The organism is Acinetobacter sp. YH01018 (assembly GCF_013420295.1).
Taxonomy (GTDB): domain Bacteria; phylum Pseudomonadota; class Gammaproteobacteria; order Pseudomonadales; family Moraxellaceae; genus Acinetobacter.
The window spans coordinates 66,482-86,007 of record NZ_VOYL01000002.1; the positions used below are offsets into that span (position 1 = coordinate 66,482).

Here is a 19,526-nt window from a genome sequence, read left to right on the forward strand (position 1 = left end):
TAGGCTGGAATCTTTAAAAAATCTAAGATAAGTGCATATTGTTTCCTAGAGATAGGAGTTTGAAATGAAAAAAATAATTGGCGTTTACCGCAACCAGAACATGCATTGGGTGGGTGACGGTTTTCCAGTAAAAAACCTGTTTTCCTATGATCGCCTAGGGCAGGCAATCAGTCCATTTTTACTTTTGGATTATGCAGCACCCTACCATTTTAGCCCAACGACGCAGCAGCATGGGGTCGGCTCACATCCACATCGCGGCTTTGAAACCGTGACCATCGCCTATCAGGGTGAAGTGACACATAAAGACTCGGCAGGTGGTGGTGGAACCATTCAAAGCGGTGATGTGCAATGGATGACGGCAGGAGCAGGTCTGGTACATGAAGAATTTCATTCAGCCGAATTTGCCCAAAAGGGTGGCCTGTTTGAAATGGTGCAGCTTTGGGTCAACCTGCCTGCAGCAGACAAAATGACCGCACCGAAATATCAGGCCATTACAGCAAAAGACATTCCAGTCATTAAGTTTGAACAGAATGCAGGGTATATCCGGGTGATCGCCGGAAACTATGCCGGGCATACAGGTCCTGCTTCAACCCATAGTCCGGTCAATGTCTGGGATGGTGAATTAAAAGCCGAGCAGATTCAGCATCTGCATGTACCTGTCGATCATAATGTGCTGCTGGTGTTGCTGTCGGGTGAAATGCAGCTGAATGGAACGCAGCAGGTACAGGACAGCTCGATTGTGATGTTTGCTCAAGATGGCGAAATTGATATTCGACTTGAGGCACTGCAAGACAGCAAATTCCTGCTACTGACTGGCCAACCGCTCAATGAGCCAATTCAAGGCTATGGACCCTTTGTGATGAATAGAAAAGATGAAATTATTCAAGCATTTAATGATTTTAATAGTGGTAAGTTTGGTGAAATTCCGGTTACAGATTAAGTCGGTATTCACTGGATTGATTCAAAAAGAAACAGCCCCTAAAAATTGAGGGGCTTTTTTGCGAACTGAATTTTTTGTTGTCGGTATATTTGTATAGTTGTGGCTGATGAAAACGTGATGGAGTTATCAGGTTTTAACTTTTTCTATCATAATAATATTGAAGGGTTTTGTAAAACGTTAGTTAAAAAAATGGTTAATATATATTACTTTTTTTAAAGGTTTTTTGTTTTTTATGCTTTAAAAATAAAATAATTTATTAAATTTATTTCAAGGTTTTTTCTATATAAATAAATGTAATTTTTGACTTTATGTGCATCATGATGAGTTTTGTTAAAAACATACATTCTGGAATATTTTAATACCGCCTTTTAAGCTGGCTTGGTTCATAATTTCAATAATCTTATGTGTAACTGACGGATAATAATTTTGGATATTGCAGTTATTGGCAGTGGCATGGCTGGGCTAGCTACCGCAAGAATTCTTAAAGATGCAGGACATAGCGTTACTATTTTTGAAGCCTTGGCAGGTCGTGGTATGGATAGCCATAGCATTGAATTCGAGGGCGGCCTGATTGATGCCCCCCTGCGTGTCATGAACCCGCATTTGTGGAAAAACACCCTCAGTCTGGCGGCCTATCTGGGTATCCAGACCTTTCCTGTACGTACCTATATGGCATGCAGCTGGTTATTTGAAGATCGCACCGAAACCTGGCTGACCACCTCACGCAGCCGTATTGGTAATTTTCCGATTATTAATAACCGTAAAGGCATTCAGCAATATGGCTGGCGCATGGTGAAAGGCATGCTGCAGTTGAAGACGGCGATTGCGAAATTCTTCAGATCGAAGCACCAGGACATCACCTTGGCTGAATTCATTAATCATAATGATATCGAAGAAGTGTTCTGGCATGGTGCCGTAATGCCGGTGCTGTATACCATTTGTACTTGTAACCCGAAAACCATTGGCGAATGGCCTGCCAAACCCTTGCTGGTTTTCTTGCGTCAATTGACCGATGGCGATGCCTTGCTGCGTCTGCAGGGCGGTACACCAGCCCTGGTCGACAAGCTGATTGAAGGCATTGAAATTCGTGGCGGTTCTGCCATTACCCATATTCAACAGCAACAAGAAAGGGTATTGATTGAAAATGAGCAAGGCGAACAGCAGCTGTTTGATCGTGTGATTGTCGCCACACCGACCAATAAAATTGAAACATTCCTGGATAACCAACAATTCGCTGATGATATTGCGCTGTTAAAGAAATTTAAATTTGAGCAGGGCCAGCTGGTGATTCATACCGATCAATCGGTAATGCCACCAAAACGTAAAGATTGGGCTGTACTCAGCTACATGATGGACCGTAAATTTACCCGTCAGCAATTTACCGTCTGGCTGAATTCGGTTGAGCCAACCTTGGTCGGTAAATCGCCCGTATTCCAAACCTGGCAGCCGGTGACAGAGATTGATCCGAAAAAAATCATCTCCTCAGTGAGCTTAACCCGTGCTGTAGTAGATTCACAAACAGTAGCTTTAAATAAAGAACTGCAAGCCCGTCATCATGATTTAAACCGCAAAGTGTTCTATTGCGGTTCATGGTCTTGTGATGGATTGCCTGTACTGGAATCTGCCGTGACTTCAGCCATGCATATTGCAGAGATTTTAGGTGCACCATTGCCGTTTGCCGGATTAAAACCTAAAGTTGAGGTTGCTCCACAACTCGGCTACTAAGATATGAAATGGCTTCAAGCGATTCGGCAGAAACTTCCTCAACATAAATACGCAATCAATGCGAAACAGTTAGGAGATGATGCCGTACTCGCCTGGAGCAATCTGGGTTATTGGGATGATGCAACATCGTCCTATCCAGAAGCTTGCCGTCAGTTGGCAGATCAATTGGCGCAAGCTGTATCTTTAAATGCCAAAGATCGACTGCTGGACTTGGGCTGCGGGCAGGGGGCAAGTTTACTGTACTGGCAACAGCACTATCGGCTTCGGCATATTGAAGCCGTGGAACTGCAAGCCAGTTGTGTCATGCAAATTCAAAAACATTTTCCGCACATTACGGCCATTTACCCGCAATCCTTTTTAAATTTAAAACAGATTCCTTTTCAACAGCGCTTTGATGTGGTGCTGTGCATTGATGCTGCTTACCATTCCAATTTAAATTCATTTCTCGATTCAGTGGACAGTGTTTTAAATTCAAAAGGCCGACTGGGTTTCCATTATTTAATCTTGTCCGAGCAATGGCTGAATTTAAATGCACTACAAAAGCAAAAATATAAGTGGCTGCTCAAGGCTGCAGATGTGAATCTGGAGCATTTGATGACGGCATCTGGATTAGAACAGACCTTGCAGCAACATGATTTTAGCAATATTGAAATTCGGGATTTGTCCAAAGCCGTTTTATACGGATTTGCAAACTACTTTCAACATTTGCGGCAATCGCCAAAGCAGCGCACAGGTGTGGATGCCTTTAAAATTCGCATGACTGCAAAACTCTGTCAGCAGCTGTATCAGGATGGGTTAGTCAATTATGTACAGATCAGTGCAACAAAGAATGCCTGAGACTGGGATAAAGTTCTAATTTTTAAAAGCAAAGTACAAAAACAACAAAGCCTCACTAAAAAGCGAGGCTAAGTATAAAATGGTGCCGGCACACGGATTCGAACTGTGGACCTACTGATTACAAGTCAGTTGCTCTACCAACTGAGCTATGCCGGCAACGTGCAGAGAATAATAGCGAATTTCGTTGAAAACGCAAGCCAAAAAATGAGCGGTTGAATAGGGTAAATGGATTTGGATATTTTAAATCACCCGTTATTTAAATTCATGTCCTGTTTCAATTGAACCGGTTATTTACTCCTTAAAATCTGGTCCAGATCTTGAGCACATTCTTCTAAGGTTAAAGCCATATCGATTTGCATTTGTGGTTTAAGTTCGCTGGCCAGTTTTCGCCATTGTTCGATCAGTCGCAGGGCTTTTTGAATTTTATGTTTATTCATATCCTTGGCAATCGTTGGAGTATAACCACCACGTTTAGCATTCTTGATTTGTTTGACATAATTATTGCTGGTATTCATATCTACTCCCGAATAGCAGTTTTTCTATGTGTTCAATGTGCTGTTACAGGTCGATTTAAGGTTCTGTTATATGATTGTTATCATGGAAATATTGCATTTATATGATCATATCTCAACAGGTTTATTTACCTGCTGAGCTTGCGAAATAATAGCGTGCAGTAATTGTGCCATTTAGGTGACATGTGAATGAAAGATCGGACTTTGCAGGCTTTTGGTAATCAATGTGAAGCTGATTTCATCACGGTTGTTGCAGATCAATCATCTAGAAAATTCACAGTTACAATGATGGAAATTGAAACATGGCTGGAGTTGGAAGATTCAATTTAAGGCGTAGATTAATGCTGATGTAGCGCAACTGATTAATGGCAATGCACAGGAAAGATAACCATGACTGAACAAGATAACCCACAACCAGATCAGCAAAAACAGCCTGTTCCTTTAATTCAACATCCTGACCAGCAGAAACACCCTAATCCACCCAACCCTCAACCGGATCAACCCGACCAGCATATCGGGACAGCCAATCTGCAAAAAAATCCGGACGAACAGCCTGAAAATCCAATCAGACAACAGAAATAAAGGATTGCTGTGGGTCTTGAATGAGGCATCCCATTCTTATTATTTCATCAGTAGGGATAAGTAACTTTTTTCTGGCAAAGTGCTCTGATGAGGGATGTTTATCAATAAGCTCAAGGAAAATATATAAGATGACAAAATGGACCAAAATGATCAGTACTGTCGTGGTACTTATGTTTATCGCCATTGCTGCATTGCTGTATTTTCAGTCCAACAAAAAACAGGAATTTGGTGGCTTTGAGGAGGGTACAGAGCAATACTATGGTTATCGCTATGCACAAGACAATCTTAACTCTGTAGATCAATGTGATGATGATAAAGATGATCCGTCCATGAATTTCAACGAGGAATTTTTTCAGGGATGCCAGAAATATTTTGAAGATAAATAATGTTTCAAAAGCAGAGAATATAAAAACCTCAATCTTGACGATTTTTCCCAGTTTATTTTCATGGTTTTAGAACTGCTGGGTATTTTTGCTGAATAGTATACGATAAAAAAAGGCTTAAACCCTTTAGATTTAAACCTTTGTACACTGCGTTGGATTGCAGTTCTTTCGAATTTGGCGGTGAAAGAGGGATTCGAACCCTCGATACGCTATTAACGTATACACACTTTCCAGGCGTGCTCCTTCAGCCACTCGGACACTTCACCATTGCGCCGCGATGATAGCGAAAAAAAGCCCTTCTGCCAAGTTGAAACAATTGATTTAGAGCAAAAGTTTTTGCTCAATGATATCATTGCGAAAAAATAGTGTTCAAAACGAAGACGAAATATGCAAAGTACTGCACAAAAAGCCGCATTGCCCGCGATTACTCTGGCAGCATTAGGGGTTGTGTTTGGAGATATTGGAACCAGTCCACTCTATGCGCTGAAAGAATCATTCCATACAGTACATGGCTTGGGGATTAACCCTGAAAATGTATTGGGTATTTTGTCGATTATTTTTTGGACCATGACACTGGTCATTACCATTAAATATGTCGCCATTGTTATGCGTGCAGATAACAATGGTGAAGGCGGAATTATGGCGCTGTTGGCCCTAAATTTGCGTAATACAAATTTTAGTGATCAAAAAAAGTTACTGTTAATTGCGATTGGCTTTATTGGTGCTTCCCTGTTTTTTGGGGATGGCATCATTACCCCCGCAATTTCAGTGTTATCTGCAGTTGAAGGGCTTTCTATCGCTACAAATGTTTTAGACCCTTATATTATACCAATCGCCATTACGATTGTGACCATATTGTTCATCATGCAAAAGTATGGAACAGCCTTTGTGGGCAAGTTTTTTGGTCCAATAACTTTATTATGGTTTTTAGCACTCGGATTCTTGGGAATCTCTAGCATTATTCAGACTCCTGTAGTTTTGGGGATGTTTAGTCCACATTGGGCTTTCCAGTTTATTGTCACTCATCCCTTAATGACCTTCTTTATTATGGGTGCGGTCGTACTGACCGTGACAGGCGGGGAAGCCCTGTATGCCGATATGGGCCATTTTGGTCCTGTTCCTATTCGCTTGGCATGGTTTTTTGTGGTGTTACCTTGTTTGTTAATTAACTATGCAGGTCAGGGGGCATTATTACTTCGCGATCCAAGTGCAATTCAAAATCCATTCTATTTGTTGGTACCTGAATGGGCTCTATACCCCATGATTTTCTTGGCAACGATGGCCGCGGTCATTGCCTCTCAAGCTGTTATTTCAGGGGTGTTCTCTTTAGCACGTCAAGCCATTCAATTGGGTTATTTACCACGACTAACCATTAAACACACCTCAGACTCAGAACAGGGACAAATCTATGTGCCTTTACTGAACTGGGTTTTACTGGCCTCTATTATTGTACTGATCTTGATTTTCCAAACCAGTTCACGCTTATCTCATGCTTATGGTCTGGCTGTGACCATGACCATGTTATGTGACACCTTACTGATTGCTGTGTTTATTCGTTACACATGGAAATGGAACCTACCGAAACTGATGCTGCTGATTACTCCATTCTTGGTATTGGACTTGGTATTGGTAAGCGCAACCTCACTCAAAGTATTCTCTGGGGGATGGGTTCCACTGTTGATAGGTGGAATTGCTTTCCTTCTATTAATGACATGGAAAGAAGGGCGTGAACTGACCTTCGCCAAGCTCCAGCAAGATACCTTACCTTTAGATATATTCGTGCAAAGTATCGATGAGCAAGCCAATTGGGTAGAAGGGGAAGCTATATTTCTCACGGGTACTCCCACCGTGGTGCCGCATGCCATGTTGCATAATATGAAGCACAATAAGGTCTTGCATCAGAAAAATATTATTTTGACGGTTAAAATTCAAGATGTTCCTTACGTCGCTGATCAGGATCGCTTCCAAGTAGAAATGATGAATCGCCATTTTTATCGGGTTGAACTGTTTTACGGTTTTAAAGATGAGATGAATATTCCGCAGGCACTCGAAGCGGTCTACCAATCGATTGAACTTGAATATAATTTGATGCAAATCAGCTTCTTTGTTTCGCGTGAACGAATTATTAGTACAGTGGGTGACGGTATGGCCTCTTGGCGCGAAAAGCTGTTTATTTCGATGCAGCGCAATACCAGTCCGGTGAGTGACTTTTATCGGATTCCTCCCAATCGTGTGGTTGAATTAGGCAGTCAAATCGAAATCTAAGTTTCAGATCGTATAGACAATAAAAAACCAAGGTGGAAAATCCTTGGTTTTTTATTTGGAGGATGAAAGCCTGAAAAAGAGCGTGATTAGTTCTCTGTTGCCTCTGTCATTGGTACTTCAGGAGAGACCTTTACCGGAGCATCGATTACAGCAGCTTCTGGTGCTGCTTGTACTGCATCATCTGGCTGTGTTGCTTCAGGAGTGGCTGCAAAGGCTTCCTGGGTTGCAGTGGTCTCAACATGATTTGCTGGTGCGGCAGCCGCAGATTCATTGCTTAGTTCTGCTTGAGGCATATTTGCTGCATTGACTTGTGCATCAGCAGCAGATTGATTGACCGGCGCAGTTGCAATCTGTTGATCTGAACCTTGTTCCGCCTGTTGTGCAGCTAATTCGCTATTCTGTTGTATCTGATCTACATGGTCAGATACAGCCTGAGCTGTTTGCTCAATAGCAGATTCATTTGCTTGTGCGCTAGATGAATCAACTTGTGCTGCTGTATTTATCTCTGAGCTTTGTGCCACAGTTGCATCTGAAGCTGATCTGGCTTGTGCTGCGGTTTCAGAACTCGCTGCATTTGCCTTGGTAGCAACTTGACCTGCATCCACAATGCGGATTTGACCGCTAGCCACTAATTCTTCAATCGAACCTGCCTGACCATTTACTGCAGTGCTTACTTTGACTTTAGATAGACTTTCTAAGGTATCGCCCGGTTGAATGGCTGGTTCTGCGAATGCCGTTGCACTCATCATTCCTGTAACCAGACTTAAACCTAAAAGCTTAAAATGCATAAAATACTCCGTAGCAATCATTATTCAGATTTTTTGCGTATTTTTACCTTGTCATAAGCAGCATCGGTTTTTCAATCAAACATACGTAAAGCTCTTAAGACTGGTTAGAAAAGCTTTAGAAAATGAGACAGACTGTTACAACAACTGTGCTTTTGTTGAACAGTTTTAGGCTAATTGTTAAGCAAATAAAATTTGCTACATATACTTCATTTTCACTGCTTGTTAAGCTCGTGAAAAATGAGGGTTGGTCTCAAAATGGCAGTCAAGAAAGGTAAAACGGGTCAATCTGTAATGCAAATTTTAAAGCGGAATAGTTTAAAAATTATCTTGGGAGTAGTTGCAACCAGTAGTTTTGCAATTGCCTTTGGACAAGAAAGAATTCAACAGCTGATTTCATTGCCATCAGTCTCCAACTCGGCCTGTCTGGATCAGTTTTACCGCGATATTCCGCCGTATCTGGCCAAAAAAAGCCTGACTAAAAATACTTTTCCGCTGTGCTTTAATGGCTTTAACGTGATGTATTCGGGGGTATCGAAAACACCTTTATGGGTGGCAGAAGCCCTGACGCCACAACGCTTGAGCCATAAAATTCCACGTGAAGACAATTTCCATGAAGAAACACGTCTAAAGACAGAATATCGAGCGACCTTGGCAGACTATAAAGCTTCGGGCTATGACCGCGGACACATGGCACCCAATGCCGATATGCCGAATAAAGATGCGCAGTTTGACAGTTTCTCATTAGCCAATATGGTGCCGCAAGCTCCGAAGAATAATCAGCAGGTTTGGCGAGAGCTGGAAGAAGCGACTCGTGCGATCGTGACCAAGCAGAAGCAGGATGTCTATATTGTAACGGGACCGGTGTATTCAGCTAAAAAATTGAAGACAATTGGTAATGGGGTGATTGTTCCAACAGCGACCTATAAAGCCATCTATATCCCAAAAACAGGGGCAGCAGGGGTGTACTATGCCGACAATACCCTGAAAAATACTGCACCGAAAGTGCAGGTGATTAGTATCTGTGCTCTGGAAGATCTGACAGGAATTAATATTTTTCCCCAGTTAACCGAAGACCAGAAGCGCAATACTTACAATTTGCCACTAAAGGCAAGTGCAGTGAAAGCAACTCAGAAAATTGCCTATTCACATTGGGATGCAGAAAGCCAATGTGCCGAAGAAGTCAGTGCAGATGAGCTTAACGCTTTGCAGAAAAAGTTTAAATCTTCCTCCGCAAGTTCAGCAAATTTAACCCCTGCACAAGAGAATAACGGCAGTGCAGCAACGAACGGTTCAAATACCCAAGATGCGATTATTAAACAGTTGATTGAAGGGCTTTTGCAGTACATTTTACAGTTGTTGAAATAAGTCTTTCTTAGGTAGGATGAAAGTCGTCATCCTACCTTTTTAATAACAACAAAGATCAGTGAGAATACAATGTTCAAGCCTTTTGAAAATGGTACCGAATCGCATGCCATTCACGACCTCACCTTAGAAAATCAAGAAGACTGTGTCAGTATTTATGGCAATTTACAGCTAACCAAAGATCAGGCCGGGCTTCAGGCAGCGAAAGCCTTGCAGGCTTTTGTCAATGCTGTGGTCAGTGCTTTGGAAAATGAAGCTCATCTTCCGGAAAAAATTGACCGTCAGAATGAACAGGAAATTGAAAATCCATTTTTATAAGCAGCGCTTATGTTCCATGTGAAACATAAAAAAAGCTCACCGACGTGAGCTTTTTTATTCTTCAGGATATTTTATATTAATCGGGAATTGCTGGTTGATTAATCATAACATGCTGAATAGATATGACATGCATCTGACGATTTGAAGGCGATTTTATACGTATTGTTGTTGTCGCCATTGCTGCGGTGTCATGCCTGTCCACTTTTTAAAAGCACGCTGGAAGGCACTTTGCTCGGAATAGCCGAGCAATAAGGCAATTTCTTGCAGGCTGAGATGCCGATCTTTTAAATATTGCTCCGCCAATAAATGTCGTACTTCCTGCATACGCTGCTGATAGGTGGTGCCTTGTTGTTGTAAATGGCGTTGCAATTGCCGTACCGACATACTGAGCTGCTTGGCAATCGGTTCGATTTGATACAGGTTTTTTTGCAGTCCGGTGAGAATAGCTTGTTGCAGACGTTCATCTAATTGGGTGGAATTCGGAAGTTTATCCAAGAGTGCCTGAGCTTGCTGCATCAGCAAATGTTGCAGGGTTTGGTCTCCTTGACGAAAAGGCTTGGCGAGCTCGGCAACTGGTAAAATAATTTGCGCCACAGGCTGAGAAAAACGGACTTTGCAATGGAAATACTGTTCGTATAACGCGACATTCTTGGGTGCCGGATGGGTAAAGTGAACCTCATGAATATGAATATCTTCAAATTCCATAGAATGTTTCAGGAACTGAAACATCACGGCAATTGCGATTTCATTGCTGACTTGAGTGGTCAGATGAAAAGGAACACTTCCCCAGCCAATGGCCAAATAATCCCCCAGCATGTCGGCTTGTAAGGGGCTGCCATCATAGATCAAACGATGCAGGTCATGATAACGATACAAAGCTTCACCTAAGGTATTACAGGACAGGGCAATATAGGCAATGATGCCGAGATGTTTGGGTTGTACATATTCGGCAATCTCTAAGCCGAGTGCAGGAATTTTTAAATGCTGATCTACATCGGTCAGTAATTCGCGCCAAAGACAAAAGTCAAAGCGTTCCAAGTTCTGAACTTGTTCAAGTTTTTCAGAAATGGCTAAGCCTTTGGCCTGACTATAGGCATAAAGTAAATGCCCAAGTCCGCCATATACAGAGCCTGTGTAATCTTTAAACTGATGCATATTGATCTTTTTATTGTCGTAATTTGTCAATGAAGTTTTATTTTAAGGTCAATATTTAGCACATTTCATTGCCTATATTCAATACAGAATAGGGAGAAAGCGATAATGTGGAAAGGTTTCTTGTTGGGTTTGGTGGTGGCCAATGGCTTTGAATGGATCGCACACAAATATATTTTGCATGGCACACATCGCAGTGGAAAGCCGCGTTATAGTCCGGTGCCAGACAGCATGAAATCACATTGGGAGCATCATCGTGAAGTCAGAAAAACGGCATTTCATGACCATGGCTATGTCGAAGGTCTTGCCAATTGGCGCACTAAAAATGAAATTATTTCACTGACTGTGGTTGCGGGCGTTTTTGGCACGCTATTTTATCCGGTCTCCAAAGGCATGGCACTGTCTACGGTATATAGTGCCTGTAATTATTATTATATTCACCGCCGCGCCCATTTAGAGCCAGAGTGGGCCATGAAAAAAATTCCTTGGCATTATGATCATCATATGAATTCCAATCAGGATGCCAACTGGTGCGTGACCAAACCCTGGTTTGATTACATTTTGGGAACTCGGGTGATTTCAGCCCCAGAATTGCAGGAGGAAAATCCCTTAGGAATTTTGCTGCCCGACATAGTTTCAAATCTGTTGAACGGTATAACCGAGCGTTATTTTCCGGCGAAATGGGTGGAAAAACAGGGTAATTAGTTATTTTTTTAGAATGAAGTGTAAGTTTTATCGATCAGGAAGATATTGCGCGATAAAATAGCTAGAAGTCACGACTGCCGAGATCTTGTCGTAATTTGTCAATATTTTCAGTATTAATAGTCAATGTTTTTATTATTATTTGTTATATATTTGTTTTCGCAATCAGGCTGGCCCAGTTAAGTTGACGAGTCACTGTATATGTCATTTTACTGTTTTTCTTTTCAAGAAACCGCGCTGTAGTTTTCTTGGTTTATAGGGAGTCTTCAAGACTCCCTTTTTTTATCTGCACTTTTTATGCGGGTCTGATTTCAGAGCTGGTCTATAAATAAAAAAGAGTGGAAAGGACCACTCTTTTTAGATTAACTCGTGTCACTTCTTAGAGACGCATTTCAATCCCTTGTGCAGCCAGATACTGTTTGGCTTCCTGAATGGTGTATTGACCAAAGTGGAAAATAGAAGCTGCAAGTACTGCATCTGCACCACCCTTAAGAATACCATCAGCCAAATGCTGCAAGTTACCCACGCCACCAGAAGCAATGGTTGGAATGGTGACACGGTCATTGATGTTACGCATTAAGGCCAGATCATAACCGGCTTTGGTGCCATCGGCATCCATAGAGGTAATTAAAAGTTCGCCCGCACCGTAATCGGCCATTTTGACTGCCCATTCAATGGCATCAATGCCGGTCGGTTTACGGCCACCATGGGTGAAAATTTCCCATTTATTGTCGCCGGTTTTTTTGGCATCAATCGCCACTACAATACATTGGGCACCAAAGCGTTGCGAAGCCTCTTGAACAAATTCCGGGTTAAATACTGCAGCCGAGTTAATGCTGACTTTATCGGCACCGGCATTCAGCAACAGGCGGATATCTTCCACCTTACGCACACCGCCACCTACGGTTAAGGGAACAAACACGCTTTCGGCCATGCGTTCAACGGTACGGTAAGTGGTATCGCGACCACTTGAGGTTGCAGTAATGTCCAAGAAGGTAATTTCATCGGCACCTTGTTCATTATAACGGCGTGCTACTTCGACCGGATCGCCTGCATCACGAATATCAAGGAACTGTACGCCTTTCACCACTCGACCATTATCTACGTCAAGGCAAGGAATAATACGTTTAGCAAGCATAATTTTTTCCAAAAATAACAGCCGATTATGAAACTTCGCCACGAAGGTGCTACACCTTGGTAGTTGTAGCAGGTATTCTATCAAAATTATGTAAGTTTTTTTGCAGGTTTTCTATGTCGGTTTATACCCCTTTGACTTTACAGGAAGTTCAGGCGTTTGCAGCACCTTATGGATTAGAGGTGCTGGAGCTGATTCCGATTCAAGGCGGGATTCAGAATACCAACTATTTTTTAGTCTGTGAAAATGCAAAGCAGTATGTACTGACCGTATTTGAAGAGATGGATGAGCAGGGCGCCGCAGAACTGGTTCCGGTACTGGAGCATTTAGGTCAGCAAGGTTTAGCCGTGCCTGTACCGTTAAATTATGCAGGGCAGGCTATTCATCCTTTAAAAAGTAAGCCTGCGCAGATAGCACCACGCATGATGGGTAAGCACCCCATGCCAGCAACTTTGGAACAGGCACAGGCCATTGCTGTGGCTCAGGCGAAAATCCATATTGCCTTACAGGGTTTTCCACTGGAACGGGCCGAATATCGTAACCACAATTACTGGCTTCAAGTGGCGAAAGAATTAAAACCGACTCTAAATCCTGCCGATTCTATTCTGCTCAGTGAAGTGCTGGGGCTTTATGACGCACTCACTGCCGTCTATCCAAACCGTCCCAAAGGCTTTATTCATTCCGATTTGTTCCGTGACAATACCTTGTTTGAAGGCAATGAATTGAAAGGAATCCTGGATTTTTACGAGTTAAATAAAGATGAATTTCTGTTTGATATTGCCATTACCTTAAATGACTTCTGCACCGAATATCCCGAGGTGCATTTAAATGAAGCGAAAGCCCACGCTTTTTTAGAAGCTTATGAAACGGTGCGTCCTCTGACTCAGGATGAAAAATCCTGTCTGGAAATTTATCTGGCCATGGCGGCAGCACGGTTTTGGCTGATGCGTTTACAAGTCGCACAAAAAAATGCACAACAAGGACGTACAGGAGATGATATTCTTCAGAAAAATCCTTTGGAAATGCGTAATATGCTGGTAGAACGACTAAAATTTGTGACGGCTTGATATAGGATATAAAAATGCGTGATCAGGGGCGATTGGTCGAATGGTTTGATGAAAAAGGCTATGGTTTTATTCAGCCCAATGATGCCTCGAAAGATCGCGTGTTTCTACACATTAAGGATTTTGCCCGTCAAGGGCCCCGTCCGATTGTGGGTTGTGCGCTTGAATATACGGTCTTGCTGGATGGAGATGGACGTTATCGTGCCCAGCAGGTGACTTATCTTAAAGCGTCACAAACCAAAAAAAATGTGAGCAAGCCAAAGCTCTCCAAGCAACCGGCACAAAAATTAAAACCGATGCAAATTGCCTGTATCGGTTATATTTTGGCTCTGGCCGTGTTTACCATAGCGGGTTTATTAAGTGGCATGGTGCTGTTATTTATTAGCATCATTAATGCCATCACTTACTGGATGTACGCTCAAGATAAAGAAGCTGCCTTGCAAGGTAATCGCCGCGTACCCGAGCAAACCCTGCATCTGCTATCTTTTCTGGGCGGCTGGCCTACGGCATGGCTGGCTCAGGAAAAGCTGCGTCATAAAACACAAAAACAACCCTTTAGAAAGATTTATTTTTGTACTATAGCCTTAAACATACTTTTGATTTTATGGCTGATTTCTCCTTTTAATGTGCTGAAATTTTAAAAGGGGGAACGATTACTTAAAAGGTATAATAATGAATTATTCTATCGATCAAGATCCCAACCGTACCCTGACTTTAATTCTTTATATCCTGTACATTATTGCCATTTTTACGGGAGGCTTATTGGCCGTTGTTGCCCTGATCATTAACTATATAAAGCGCAATGATGTACGGGGTTCCATTTTTGAAAGCCATTTTAGCTGGCAAATCCGGACCTTCTGGTGGTATCTGTTTTGGAACCTGATTGCCTTTATTCCTTTTATTTTCCTGTTTTTTACCGGTGAAAACATGGATGTATTTACTGGGGTTGCCTTAGGCGCAAGTGTATTTTGTTTGCTGGTGATTGGCATTTCCTGGATCTGGATTGTCTATCGTGCTATTCGCGGTATTATTTGTTTGAATGACAATCAGCCTATGTATCAATAACAACAGATCTAAAAAATGAAGGTGGCAATAGCCACCTTTTTTATGCGCTATAATGAATCATCTGTTTAAACAGATGCATTAATTTAATTCTTTTGTAAAAAATCAGTTTACCTTTTTAACTTTTATAGCATACTTTTTTAGTTAATCTACTTTACTTTTTTAATATTTAAAATTTACTTTTTTATTTTAATAGTTTTACTTTTTTAATATTTATAGTTTACATTTTTAATAAAATAACTTTACATTAATGTACATTTATTTATATAAATTTAATTTCTTTTTTTATTTTAATTTAGACGGGTTTTAGGCTTAAGAATAAAATCGACCGCGACGGCGGCGTAGTCCTAAAACATGAATTGCGCGCACCAAAACCGCATACGAAACTGCGTAGCCAAAACGTTGCTCAAATAATATTACAAGGTCGCTAATATTCTTAAATTTTGTATTTTTTACAAATACTTGAAATTCATCCCAGTCTTTAATATGACTCGGTGCACCGCGGTTTTTTGCCGGTTTTGGCACTAAGTCTCCGGTTTCTTCTTCCAGCTTGATCCATGCATCCAGTGTCACACGAGAAATGTTGAATTCTTTGCATACTGCAACTTTGTAATCAGTTTTTTTATACATTTGAATGGCTGCTTTTCGAGTTTCTAAACTGTACTTTGGCATTTACTCGTACCAGGATTAAATATTTATTTTTTATTATATGGCATAGTCGTTGCAAATGAACAAATAACTCAAATAAATAATGTTAAGGTGACAGCTATGGAGAAAACACAAGTCTCTTTCAAAAAAATGTCGTTATGGCAAGTCGTCATCCTTGGTGTGGCCTATATGACCCCAATGGTGGTGTTTGATACTTTTGGTATTGTGTCCGGAATCACCGATGGCCGGGTACCCTTGGCTTATATTTTTGCTTTGGTGGCGATGCTGCTGACTGCATTTAGCTATGCACGCTTTAGCCGGCAAACTGAAAAACCCGGTTCTGCCTATACCTACACCGCAGAATCTTGTGGAGCCAAAGCTGGCTTCTTTGTGGGCTGGTGTTCCTTGCTCGACTACATCTTGCTGCCTTTAGTGAATGCCTTGTTGGCCGGGATTTATCTGGAAGCGGTTATTCCCAGCGTACCTTACTGGATGTGGGTCACGCTGTTTGCAGGCCTGGTCACACTCATTAACTGTTTCCGCATTAATTTCCTTGCCAATCTCAGTCTGGTCTTTGTGATCGCACCTTTATTACTGATGGTGCTATTCATCTATCTGGTGATTCGCGGTGTAGGTGAGGGACAAGGTTATGAGCATGTGTTGACTCTTGCGCCGTTATTTAATGGTGACAGCTCCATCCTACCCTTGATTGCAGGGGCATCCATCCTGTGCTTTTCATTTCTGGGCTTTGATGCGGTGACCACCATGTCGCATGAAACTCAAGATCCGAAACGAACCATTCCACGTGCGGTGATGCTCACTACACTGTCAGGCGGTATCATTTTCCTGACGGCATCCTGGTTTATTCAACTCTATTTTCCAAGCAATGTCCGTTTTAACAACCCGGATGAAGCCTTGCCTGAAATTGTGCTGTATGTCGGTGGAGCATTGTTCCAGTCGGTATTTTTGTGTGCACAAATTATGAATACCTTTGCTTCAGGTCTGGCAACCCATGCCAGTGCATCCCGTCTGATTCATATTATGGGTAAAGATGGTATTTTTCATAAAGAAACTTTTGGGCAAGTTCACAGCAAATTAGGTACACCGCTTTATGCAGTACTGTTGGTTGGTTTGATTTCTCTGACGGCCATCGCCCTTGACCTGGCAACTGTGGTGAGCATGATTAGTTTCGGGGCCTTGATTGCCTTTACCGCAGTCAATTTTTCAGTTTTCGTCAAATTCTATGTCCGTGAGCAGCAACGCCACGGGATGAAAAATATCTTTTTAAACCTGATTTTACCGTTTATTTCGGTCGGCGTGATCATGTGTTTATGGTTCAACCTGGAGCGTTCCGCACTGTTGTTTGGTTGTGGCTGGCTGTCTGTCGGGATTGTGATCTTCCTGTACAAAAAACTGAAAAAGCAAAACATTGTGATTGGCAATGCCTACTAAAAGATTGCCGCAAATTTTGAAATGAATTGAAGATGGGAAGAGTGAACATGAATATACAAAAGCCAGTATTTTTAAATGACGTAGAATTTAAAGCCAGCATAAACCAGCAAAGTGGCAAGGAATGGAACTGGATTAATCCAAAGCATGGTGCATTTGGGCATCCTGCGAATTACTATGAAAGTTCACTGGAACAATGGCACCAGTTTGATGCCTTGAGTGCCGATATTGAATGTGATGTGGTGGTGATTGGTGGCGGCTTGCTGGGTGCTTCGACGGCCTTACATCTGTCTGAGCAGGGGGTGGAGACGGTTCTGGTCGAGAAAAACCGGATTGGCAGTGCGGCTTCTGGAAGAAATGGCGGGCAATTGACCCCAGGCTTGGCACGTTGGGAAGCGGCAGAAATGATTGAACATTTCAGTTATGCAGATGCCAAAAAACTCTGGCACTTTACCTCAACCGAAGCGATGTCCTTAATTGATTCGATTGCAGACCAATACAATCTGGACTTGCAGCGTAAACGTGGCCATATCACCGCTGCCGTACATGAAGGGCATCTGGTTGGTTTAACTCAAGGTGCCGATGCACGCAAGTTTTTGGGTGAGGCCCATACTCAAGTAGTGGGCAAGCATGAGCTGAAAGAACACATTGCCTCTGACAATTATTGTGGTGGTTTGCTGGATGCTCTGGGTGGACATATTCATCCCCTGGCTTTAAACCGCGGTCTCATTTATGGTTTCTGTAAAAATGGCGGCAAAGTCTATGAGCAAACTGAAGTCACTGTAGTAGAAGAACGGGAAGATGGTATTTATGTGACCACCACCAGTGGCGTGATCAAAGCCCGTAAAAGTGTGGTGATGGGGGTGCATCATGCCTCCTTTAAGTTGCTGCAAAAGAATAATCAGACCACGATTCCGTTCTATACCTATGTCTGTACCACAGCTCCATTAGAATTTGATTTAAAAGAATTATTACCAACAGATGCACCTGTCTATGATACGCAATTCCAGATCGACTATTATCGTGGTGTATCGCAAAACCGCTTGCTGTTTGGTGGGGAGGGGACAGGTTCATGCTGGAATCCTGAAAAAACCCATCAGTATTTATTGGGCCGGATTCAACATGTATTTCCGCAGTTAAAAAGTGTCGAGCTGGATTTTGTCTGGAGTGGAACCACTGACCTGACCATGAATGGCGCGGCAGATAGCCGTAAGTTTGGTAACAAATTCCCCATCTATGCCGTACAGGGCTGGAGCGGTCATGGCGTGGCGCAAACGGTACGTATCGGTAAGGCGATTGCTGATGATTTCTGTGGCAAAGCGGATGACTTTAATATGCTGACCCGTATTCATCATCAGGATATTCTGTTTGGTCGTGCACTGGCACCCGTGGTCATTCCGGTAGCAAAAAGCGCCTATGGATTGGGTGCGTTGATTAATCCGGGGAAGATGGTGTCGTTTTAAATATCTCTTTCCTTCCACAAAAACCGATAATGATTCTTCCTCTCCCTGTGGGAGAGGATTGGGGAGAGGGCAATATTTTCAGTGAAAAATTCGAATTTCTCGTGCTCTTGAAATTAACCTTTCCTAACCGCTCCTGGAAGATGAGGAATTTTCTTTAGAGAAATATTCAGCAGAAAGAGATCTTTTAAGGATTCACTTCTTTATTTTTCTTCAAAAACTTCGGTTTCCATTCACTGACAATGACCCCTAAAACCACCAACACCCCACCAAGGATGGCCAGTAAGGGCAAACGCTCCCCCGCAATACGACCAATTAAAGCTGCCCAAACTGGCTCACCGGAATAGATGATGGCAGCTTGCGCAGGGTCGACTGCACGTTGTGCCCAGTTCATCACCAGTTGAATGGCGGCACTAGCAAAACCTAAGCCAGTTAAAATGATCACCAGAGGCCAGGAAAAAACTGGATTCCAGCTTTCACCAGCCAAAGGCATCATGCAAAAAGCAAAAATCGAGGCAAAGCCGAGTTGAATCACGGTGACACGGCGGACATTGACTTTACCGGCAAAAAATCCGATCAGAATAATTTCCATCGCAATAGCGACTGAACCCAAGAGGGTAATGATCTGACCAAAGCTCAGCTGGATTGCACCAAACCCATTTCCGGTTAAAAAGACCAGACCTAAAAAGGCCAGCACTGTGCCACACCAGGTCATGAATTGCGGGGTTTTACGGAACAATAGCCATAAAAGAATCGGCACCAGAGGTACATACAGCGCGGTTAAAAAAGCCGATTCACTGCTGCTGATGCTTTGTAGTCCAATGGTTTGCGTGCCATAACCCAGCGCAATCACCAGACCAATGACAGCTCCTGCGGCAATTTCTTTCAGTTGGATTGCGGTTAAATCCTTCCAGGAAAACAGGCTGACAAACAACATGGCAGCAGCAAAACGGCAACCGACGAAAAACATCGGGCTGGCAAAGTTTAAGCTATATTGCACGGTGATAAACGAGCCACCCCAAACCAGGGTAATTAAAATTAAGGCAAGTTGCGGTGCTTTGGCTTTCAGGCAAGAGGGAAAATAGGACATGCTTACACAGGAAGTGATTTTTAAAAATATCAGAAATAAAAAAGAGGTCCGA

21 protein-coding genes and 2 tRNA genes are annotated in these 19,526 nt (G+C 42.5%); 15 read left to right on the forward strand and 8 right to left on the reverse strand.

Translation table 11 applies throughout. The annotated features are described in order from the left end of the window. Positions 1 to 64: 64 nt before the first annotated feature. From FTT83_RS01230 to FTT83_RS01240, 3 genes are all read left to right on the forward strand, one after another. The gene (locus FTT83_RS01230; protein WP_180041931.1) at positions 65 to 940 is read left to right on the forward strand and encodes a pirin family protein; all 876 of its coding nucleotides are present in this window, start codon (positions 65 to 67) and stop codon (positions 938 to 940) included. A 426-nt stretch (positions 941 to 1,366) separates the two neighbouring features. Then, positions 1,367 to 2,665 (forward strand): FAD-dependent oxidoreductase, encoded by a 1,299-nt coding sequence (locus tag FTT83_RS01235; protein ID WP_166170758.1) that lies wholly within the window; start codon positions 1,367 to 1,369, stop codon positions 2,663 to 2,665. 3 nt (positions 2,666 to 2,668) lie between these two features. Then, entirely contained in the window at positions 2,669 to 3,502 is an 834-nt protein-coding gene (locus FTT83_RS01240) for a cyclopropane-fatty-acyl-phospholipid synthase family protein (protein ID WP_180041933.1), read from the forward strand. Between the two features lie 80 nt (positions 3,503 to 3,582). Here the strand turns inward: FTT83_RS01240 and FTT83_RS01245 are convergent. Then, positions 3,583 to 3,658 (reverse strand) — tRNA-Thr (locus tag FTT83_RS01245). A 131-nt stretch (positions 3,659 to 3,789) separates the two neighbouring features. Then, the gene (locus FTT83_RS01250) at positions 3,790 to 4,017 is read right to left on the reverse strand and encodes a hypothetical protein (RefSeq protein WP_086196493.1); all 228 of its coding nucleotides are present in this window, start codon (positions 4,015 to 4,017) and stop codon (positions 3,790 to 3,792) included. A gap of 186 nt (positions 4,018 to 4,203) precedes the next feature. On the opposite strand from FTT83_RS01250, the gene FTT83_RS01255 reads away from it, so the two are divergent. From FTT83_RS01255 to FTT83_RS01265, 3 genes are all read left to right on the forward strand, one after another. Next, on the forward strand, positions 4,204 to 4,344 hold the full coding sequence (locus tag FTT83_RS01255; protein WP_180041935.1) for a hypothetical protein: 141 nt from the start codon (positions 4,204 to 4,206) through the stop codon (positions 4,342 to 4,344). Between the two features lie 60 nt (positions 4,345 to 4,404). Then, positions 4,405 to 4,596 carry a hypothetical protein gene (locus FTT83_RS01260; RefSeq protein WP_180041937.1) on the forward strand — a complete coding sequence of 64 codons (192 nt, stop codon included), beginning with the start codon at positions 4,405 to 4,407 and terminating at the stop codon, positions 4,594 to 4,596. Positions 4,597 to 4,724: 128 nt separating this feature from the next. Then, positions 4,725 to 4,982, forward strand: coding sequence for a hypothetical protein (locus FTT83_RS01265; protein ID WP_180041939.1), 258 nt, complete (start codon positions 4,725 to 4,727; stop codon positions 4,980 to 4,982). Positions 4,983 to 5,154: 172 nt separating this feature from the next. Here the strand turns inward: FTT83_RS01265 and FTT83_RS01270 are convergent. Next, positions 5,155 to 5,245, reverse strand: a tRNA-Ser gene (locus tag FTT83_RS01270). 121 nt (positions 5,246 to 5,366) lie between these two features. Here FTT83_RS01270 and FTT83_RS01275 point away from each other — a divergent pair. Next, a complete protein-coding gene (locus FTT83_RS01275; protein WP_086196470.1) occupies positions 5,367 to 7,244 on the forward strand; it encodes a potassium transporter Kup in 1,878 nt (625 codons plus the stop codon). 86 nt (positions 7,245 to 7,330) lie between these two features. Here FTT83_RS01275 and FTT83_RS01280 read toward each other — a convergent pair whose 3' ends face one another. Further along, positions 7,331 to 8,032: a hypothetical protein gene (locus tag FTT83_RS01280; RefSeq protein WP_180041974.1), complete on the reverse strand. Its 702-nt coding sequence runs from the start codon at positions 8,030 to 8,032 to the stop codon at positions 7,331 to 7,333. 255 nt (positions 8,033 to 8,287) lie between these two features. Between FTT83_RS01280 and FTT83_RS01285 the strand changes: the two genes are divergently transcribed. Together FTT83_RS01285 and FTT83_RS01290 are read left to right on the forward strand one after the other, a co-directional pair. Beyond that, positions 8,288 to 9,397, forward strand: coding sequence for a DNA/RNA non-specific endonuclease (locus FTT83_RS01285; protein WP_180041976.1), 1,110 nt, complete (start codon positions 8,288 to 8,290; stop codon positions 9,395 to 9,397). A gap of 69 nt (positions 9,398 to 9,466) precedes the next feature. Beyond that, a complete protein-coding gene (locus FTT83_RS01290) occupies positions 9,467 to 9,712 on the forward strand; it encodes a hypothetical protein (protein WP_166170710.1) in 246 nt (81 codons plus the stop codon). Between the two features lie 153 nt (positions 9,713 to 9,865). On the opposite strand, the gene FTT83_RS01295 is transcribed toward FTT83_RS01290, so the two are convergent. Then, entirely contained in the window at positions 9,866 to 10,867 is a 1,002-nt protein-coding gene (locus FTT83_RS01295) for an AraC family transcriptional regulator (protein ID WP_180041978.1), read from the reverse strand. 105 nt (positions 10,868 to 10,972) lie between these two features. Between FTT83_RS01295 and FTT83_RS01300 the strand changes: the two genes are divergently transcribed. Next, positions 10,973 to 11,569: a sterol desaturase family protein gene (locus FTT83_RS01300; protein ID WP_166170706.1), complete on the forward strand. Its 597-nt coding sequence runs from the start codon at positions 10,973 to 10,975 to the stop codon at positions 11,567 to 11,569. 376 nt (positions 11,570 to 11,945) lie between these two features. Here FTT83_RS01300 and hisF read toward each other — a convergent pair whose 3' ends face one another. Next, positions 11,946 to 12,707: an imidazole glycerol phosphate synthase subunit HisF gene (hisF, locus tag FTT83_RS01305; protein ID WP_320159621.1), complete on the reverse strand. Its 762-nt coding sequence runs from the start codon at positions 12,705 to 12,707 to the stop codon at positions 11,946 to 11,948. Between the two features lie 110 nt (positions 12,708 to 12,817). On the opposite strand from hisF, the gene FTT83_RS01310 reads away from it, so the two are divergent. From FTT83_RS01310 to FTT83_RS01320, 3 genes are read left to right on the forward strand one after another with little or no spacing between them, the layout of a single operon-like run. After that, positions 12,818 to 13,768, forward strand: a complete 951-nt coding sequence (locus FTT83_RS01310) for a homoserine kinase (RefSeq protein WP_180041983.1) — start codon at positions 12,818 to 12,820, stop codon at positions 13,766 to 13,768. Positions 13,769 to 13,782: 14 nt separating this feature from the next. After that, complete coding sequence (locus FTT83_RS01315) at positions 13,783 to 14,406, forward strand: DUF1294 domain-containing protein (protein ID WP_086197727.1); 624 nt, start codon at positions 13,783 to 13,785, stop codon at positions 14,404 to 14,406. Positions 14,407 to 14,437: 31 nt separating this feature from the next. Further along, positions 14,438 to 14,830, forward strand: a complete 393-nt coding sequence (locus tag FTT83_RS01320) for a hypothetical protein (protein ID WP_166170700.1) — start codon at positions 14,438 to 14,440, stop codon at positions 14,828 to 14,830. 309 nt (positions 14,831 to 15,139) lie between these two features. Here the strand turns inward: FTT83_RS01320 and FTT83_RS01325 are convergent, their stop codons facing one another. Next, complete coding sequence (locus tag FTT83_RS01325; RefSeq protein ID WP_166170698.1) at positions 15,140 to 15,499, reverse strand: helix-turn-helix domain-containing protein; 360 nt, start codon at positions 15,497 to 15,499, stop codon at positions 15,140 to 15,142. A 96-nt stretch (positions 15,500 to 15,595) separates the two neighbouring features. On the opposite strand from FTT83_RS01325, the gene FTT83_RS01330 reads away from it, so the two are divergent. Together FTT83_RS01330 and FTT83_RS01335 are read left to right on the forward strand one after the other, a co-directional pair. Then, complete coding sequence (locus FTT83_RS01330) at positions 15,596 to 16,927, forward strand: APC family permease (protein WP_180041985.1); 1,332 nt, start codon at positions 15,596 to 15,598, stop codon at positions 16,925 to 16,927. A gap of 47 nt (positions 16,928 to 16,974) precedes the next feature. Then, positions 16,975 to 18,387, forward strand: coding sequence for an FAD-binding oxidoreductase (locus tag FTT83_RS01335; protein ID WP_166170694.1), 1,413 nt, complete (start codon positions 16,975 to 16,977; stop codon positions 18,385 to 18,387). Between the two features lie 184 nt (positions 18,388 to 18,571). On the opposite strand, the gene FTT83_RS01340 is transcribed toward FTT83_RS01335, so the two are convergent. Beyond that, positions 18,572 to 19,474 carry a DMT family transporter gene (locus FTT83_RS01340; RefSeq protein ID WP_218948842.1) on the reverse strand — a complete coding sequence of 301 codons (903 nt, stop codon included), beginning with the start codon at positions 19,472 to 19,474 and terminating at the stop codon, positions 18,572 to 18,574. Between the last annotated feature and the right edge of the window lie 52 nt (positions 19,475 to 19,526).

What these genes read in the sequence shown, in the direction of transcription:
- FTT83_RS01265 (WP_180041939.1), top strand. Translation starts at nt 4,725, where the DNA reads ATGACAAAATGGACCAAAATGATCAGTACTGTCGTGGTACTTATGTTT.
- FTT83_RS01285 (WP_180041976.1), top strand. Translation starts at nt 8,288, where the DNA reads ATGGCAGTCAAGAAAGGTAAAACGGGTCAATCTGTAATGCAAATTTTA.
- FTT83_RS01275 (WP_086196470.1), top strand. Translation starts at nt 5,367, where the DNA reads ATGCAAAGTACTGCACAAAAAGCCGCATTGCCCGCGATTACTCTGGCA.
- FTT83_RS01250 (WP_086196493.1), bottom strand. Translation starts at nt 4,017, where the DNA reads ATGAATACCAGCAATAATTATGTCAAACAAATCAAGAATGCTAAACGT.
- FTT83_RS01335 (WP_166170694.1), top strand. Translation starts at nt 16,975, where the DNA reads ATGAATATACAAAAGCCAGTATTTTTAAATGACGTAGAATTTAAAGCC.
- FTT83_RS01325 (WP_166170698.1), bottom strand. Translation starts at nt 15,499, where the DNA reads ATGCCAAAGTACAGTTTAGAAACTCGAAAAGCAGCCATTCAAATGTAT.
- FTT83_RS01310 (WP_180041983.1), top strand. Translation starts at nt 12,818, where the DNA reads ATGTCGGTTTATACCCCTTTGACTTTACAGGAAGTTCAGGCGTTTGCA.
- FTT83_RS01230 (WP_180041931.1), top strand. Translation starts at nt 65, where the DNA reads ATGAAAAAAATAATTGGCGTTTACCGCAACCAGAACATGCATTGGGTG.
- FTT83_RS01280 (WP_180041974.1), bottom strand. Translation starts at nt 8,032, where the DNA reads ATGCATTTTAAGCTTTTAGGTTTAAGTCTGGTTACAGGAATGATGAGT.
- FTT83_RS01255 (WP_180041935.1), top strand. Translation starts at nt 4,204, where the DNA reads ATGAAAGATCGGACTTTGCAGGCTTTTGGTAATCAATGTGAAGCTGAT.
- FTT83_RS01320 (WP_166170700.1), top strand. Translation starts at nt 14,438, where the DNA reads ATGAATTATTCTATCGATCAAGATCCCAACCGTACCCTGACTTTAATT.
- FTT83_RS01260 (WP_180041937.1), top strand. Translation starts at nt 4,405, where the DNA reads ATGACTGAACAAGATAACCCACAACCAGATCAGCAAAAACAGCCTGTT.
- FTT83_RS01330 (WP_180041985.1), top strand. Translation starts at nt 15,596, where the DNA reads ATGGAGAAAACACAAGTCTCTTTCAAAAAAATGTCGTTATGGCAAGTC.
- FTT83_RS01300 (WP_166170706.1), top strand. Translation starts at nt 10,973, where the DNA reads ATGTGGAAAGGTTTCTTGTTGGGTTTGGTGGTGGCCAATGGCTTTGAA.
- FTT83_RS01290 (WP_166170710.1), top strand. Translation starts at nt 9,467, where the DNA reads ATGTTCAAGCCTTTTGAAAATGGTACCGAATCGCATGCCATTCACGAC.
- FTT83_RS01240 (WP_180041933.1), top strand. Translation starts at nt 2,669, where the DNA reads ATGAAATGGCTTCAAGCGATTCGGCAGAAACTTCCTCAACATAAATAC.
- FTT83_RS01295 (WP_180041978.1), bottom strand. Translation starts at nt 10,867, where the DNA reads ATGCATCAGTTTAAAGATTACACAGGCTCTGTATATGGCGGACTTGGG.
- FTT83_RS01315 (WP_086197727.1), top strand. Translation starts at nt 13,783, where the DNA reads ATGCGTGATCAGGGGCGATTGGTCGAATGGTTTGATGAAAAAGGCTAT.
- FTT83_RS01340 (WP_218948842.1), bottom strand. Translation starts at nt 19,474, where the DNA reads ATGTCCTATTTTCCCTCTTGCCTGAAAGCCAAAGCACCGCAACTTGCC.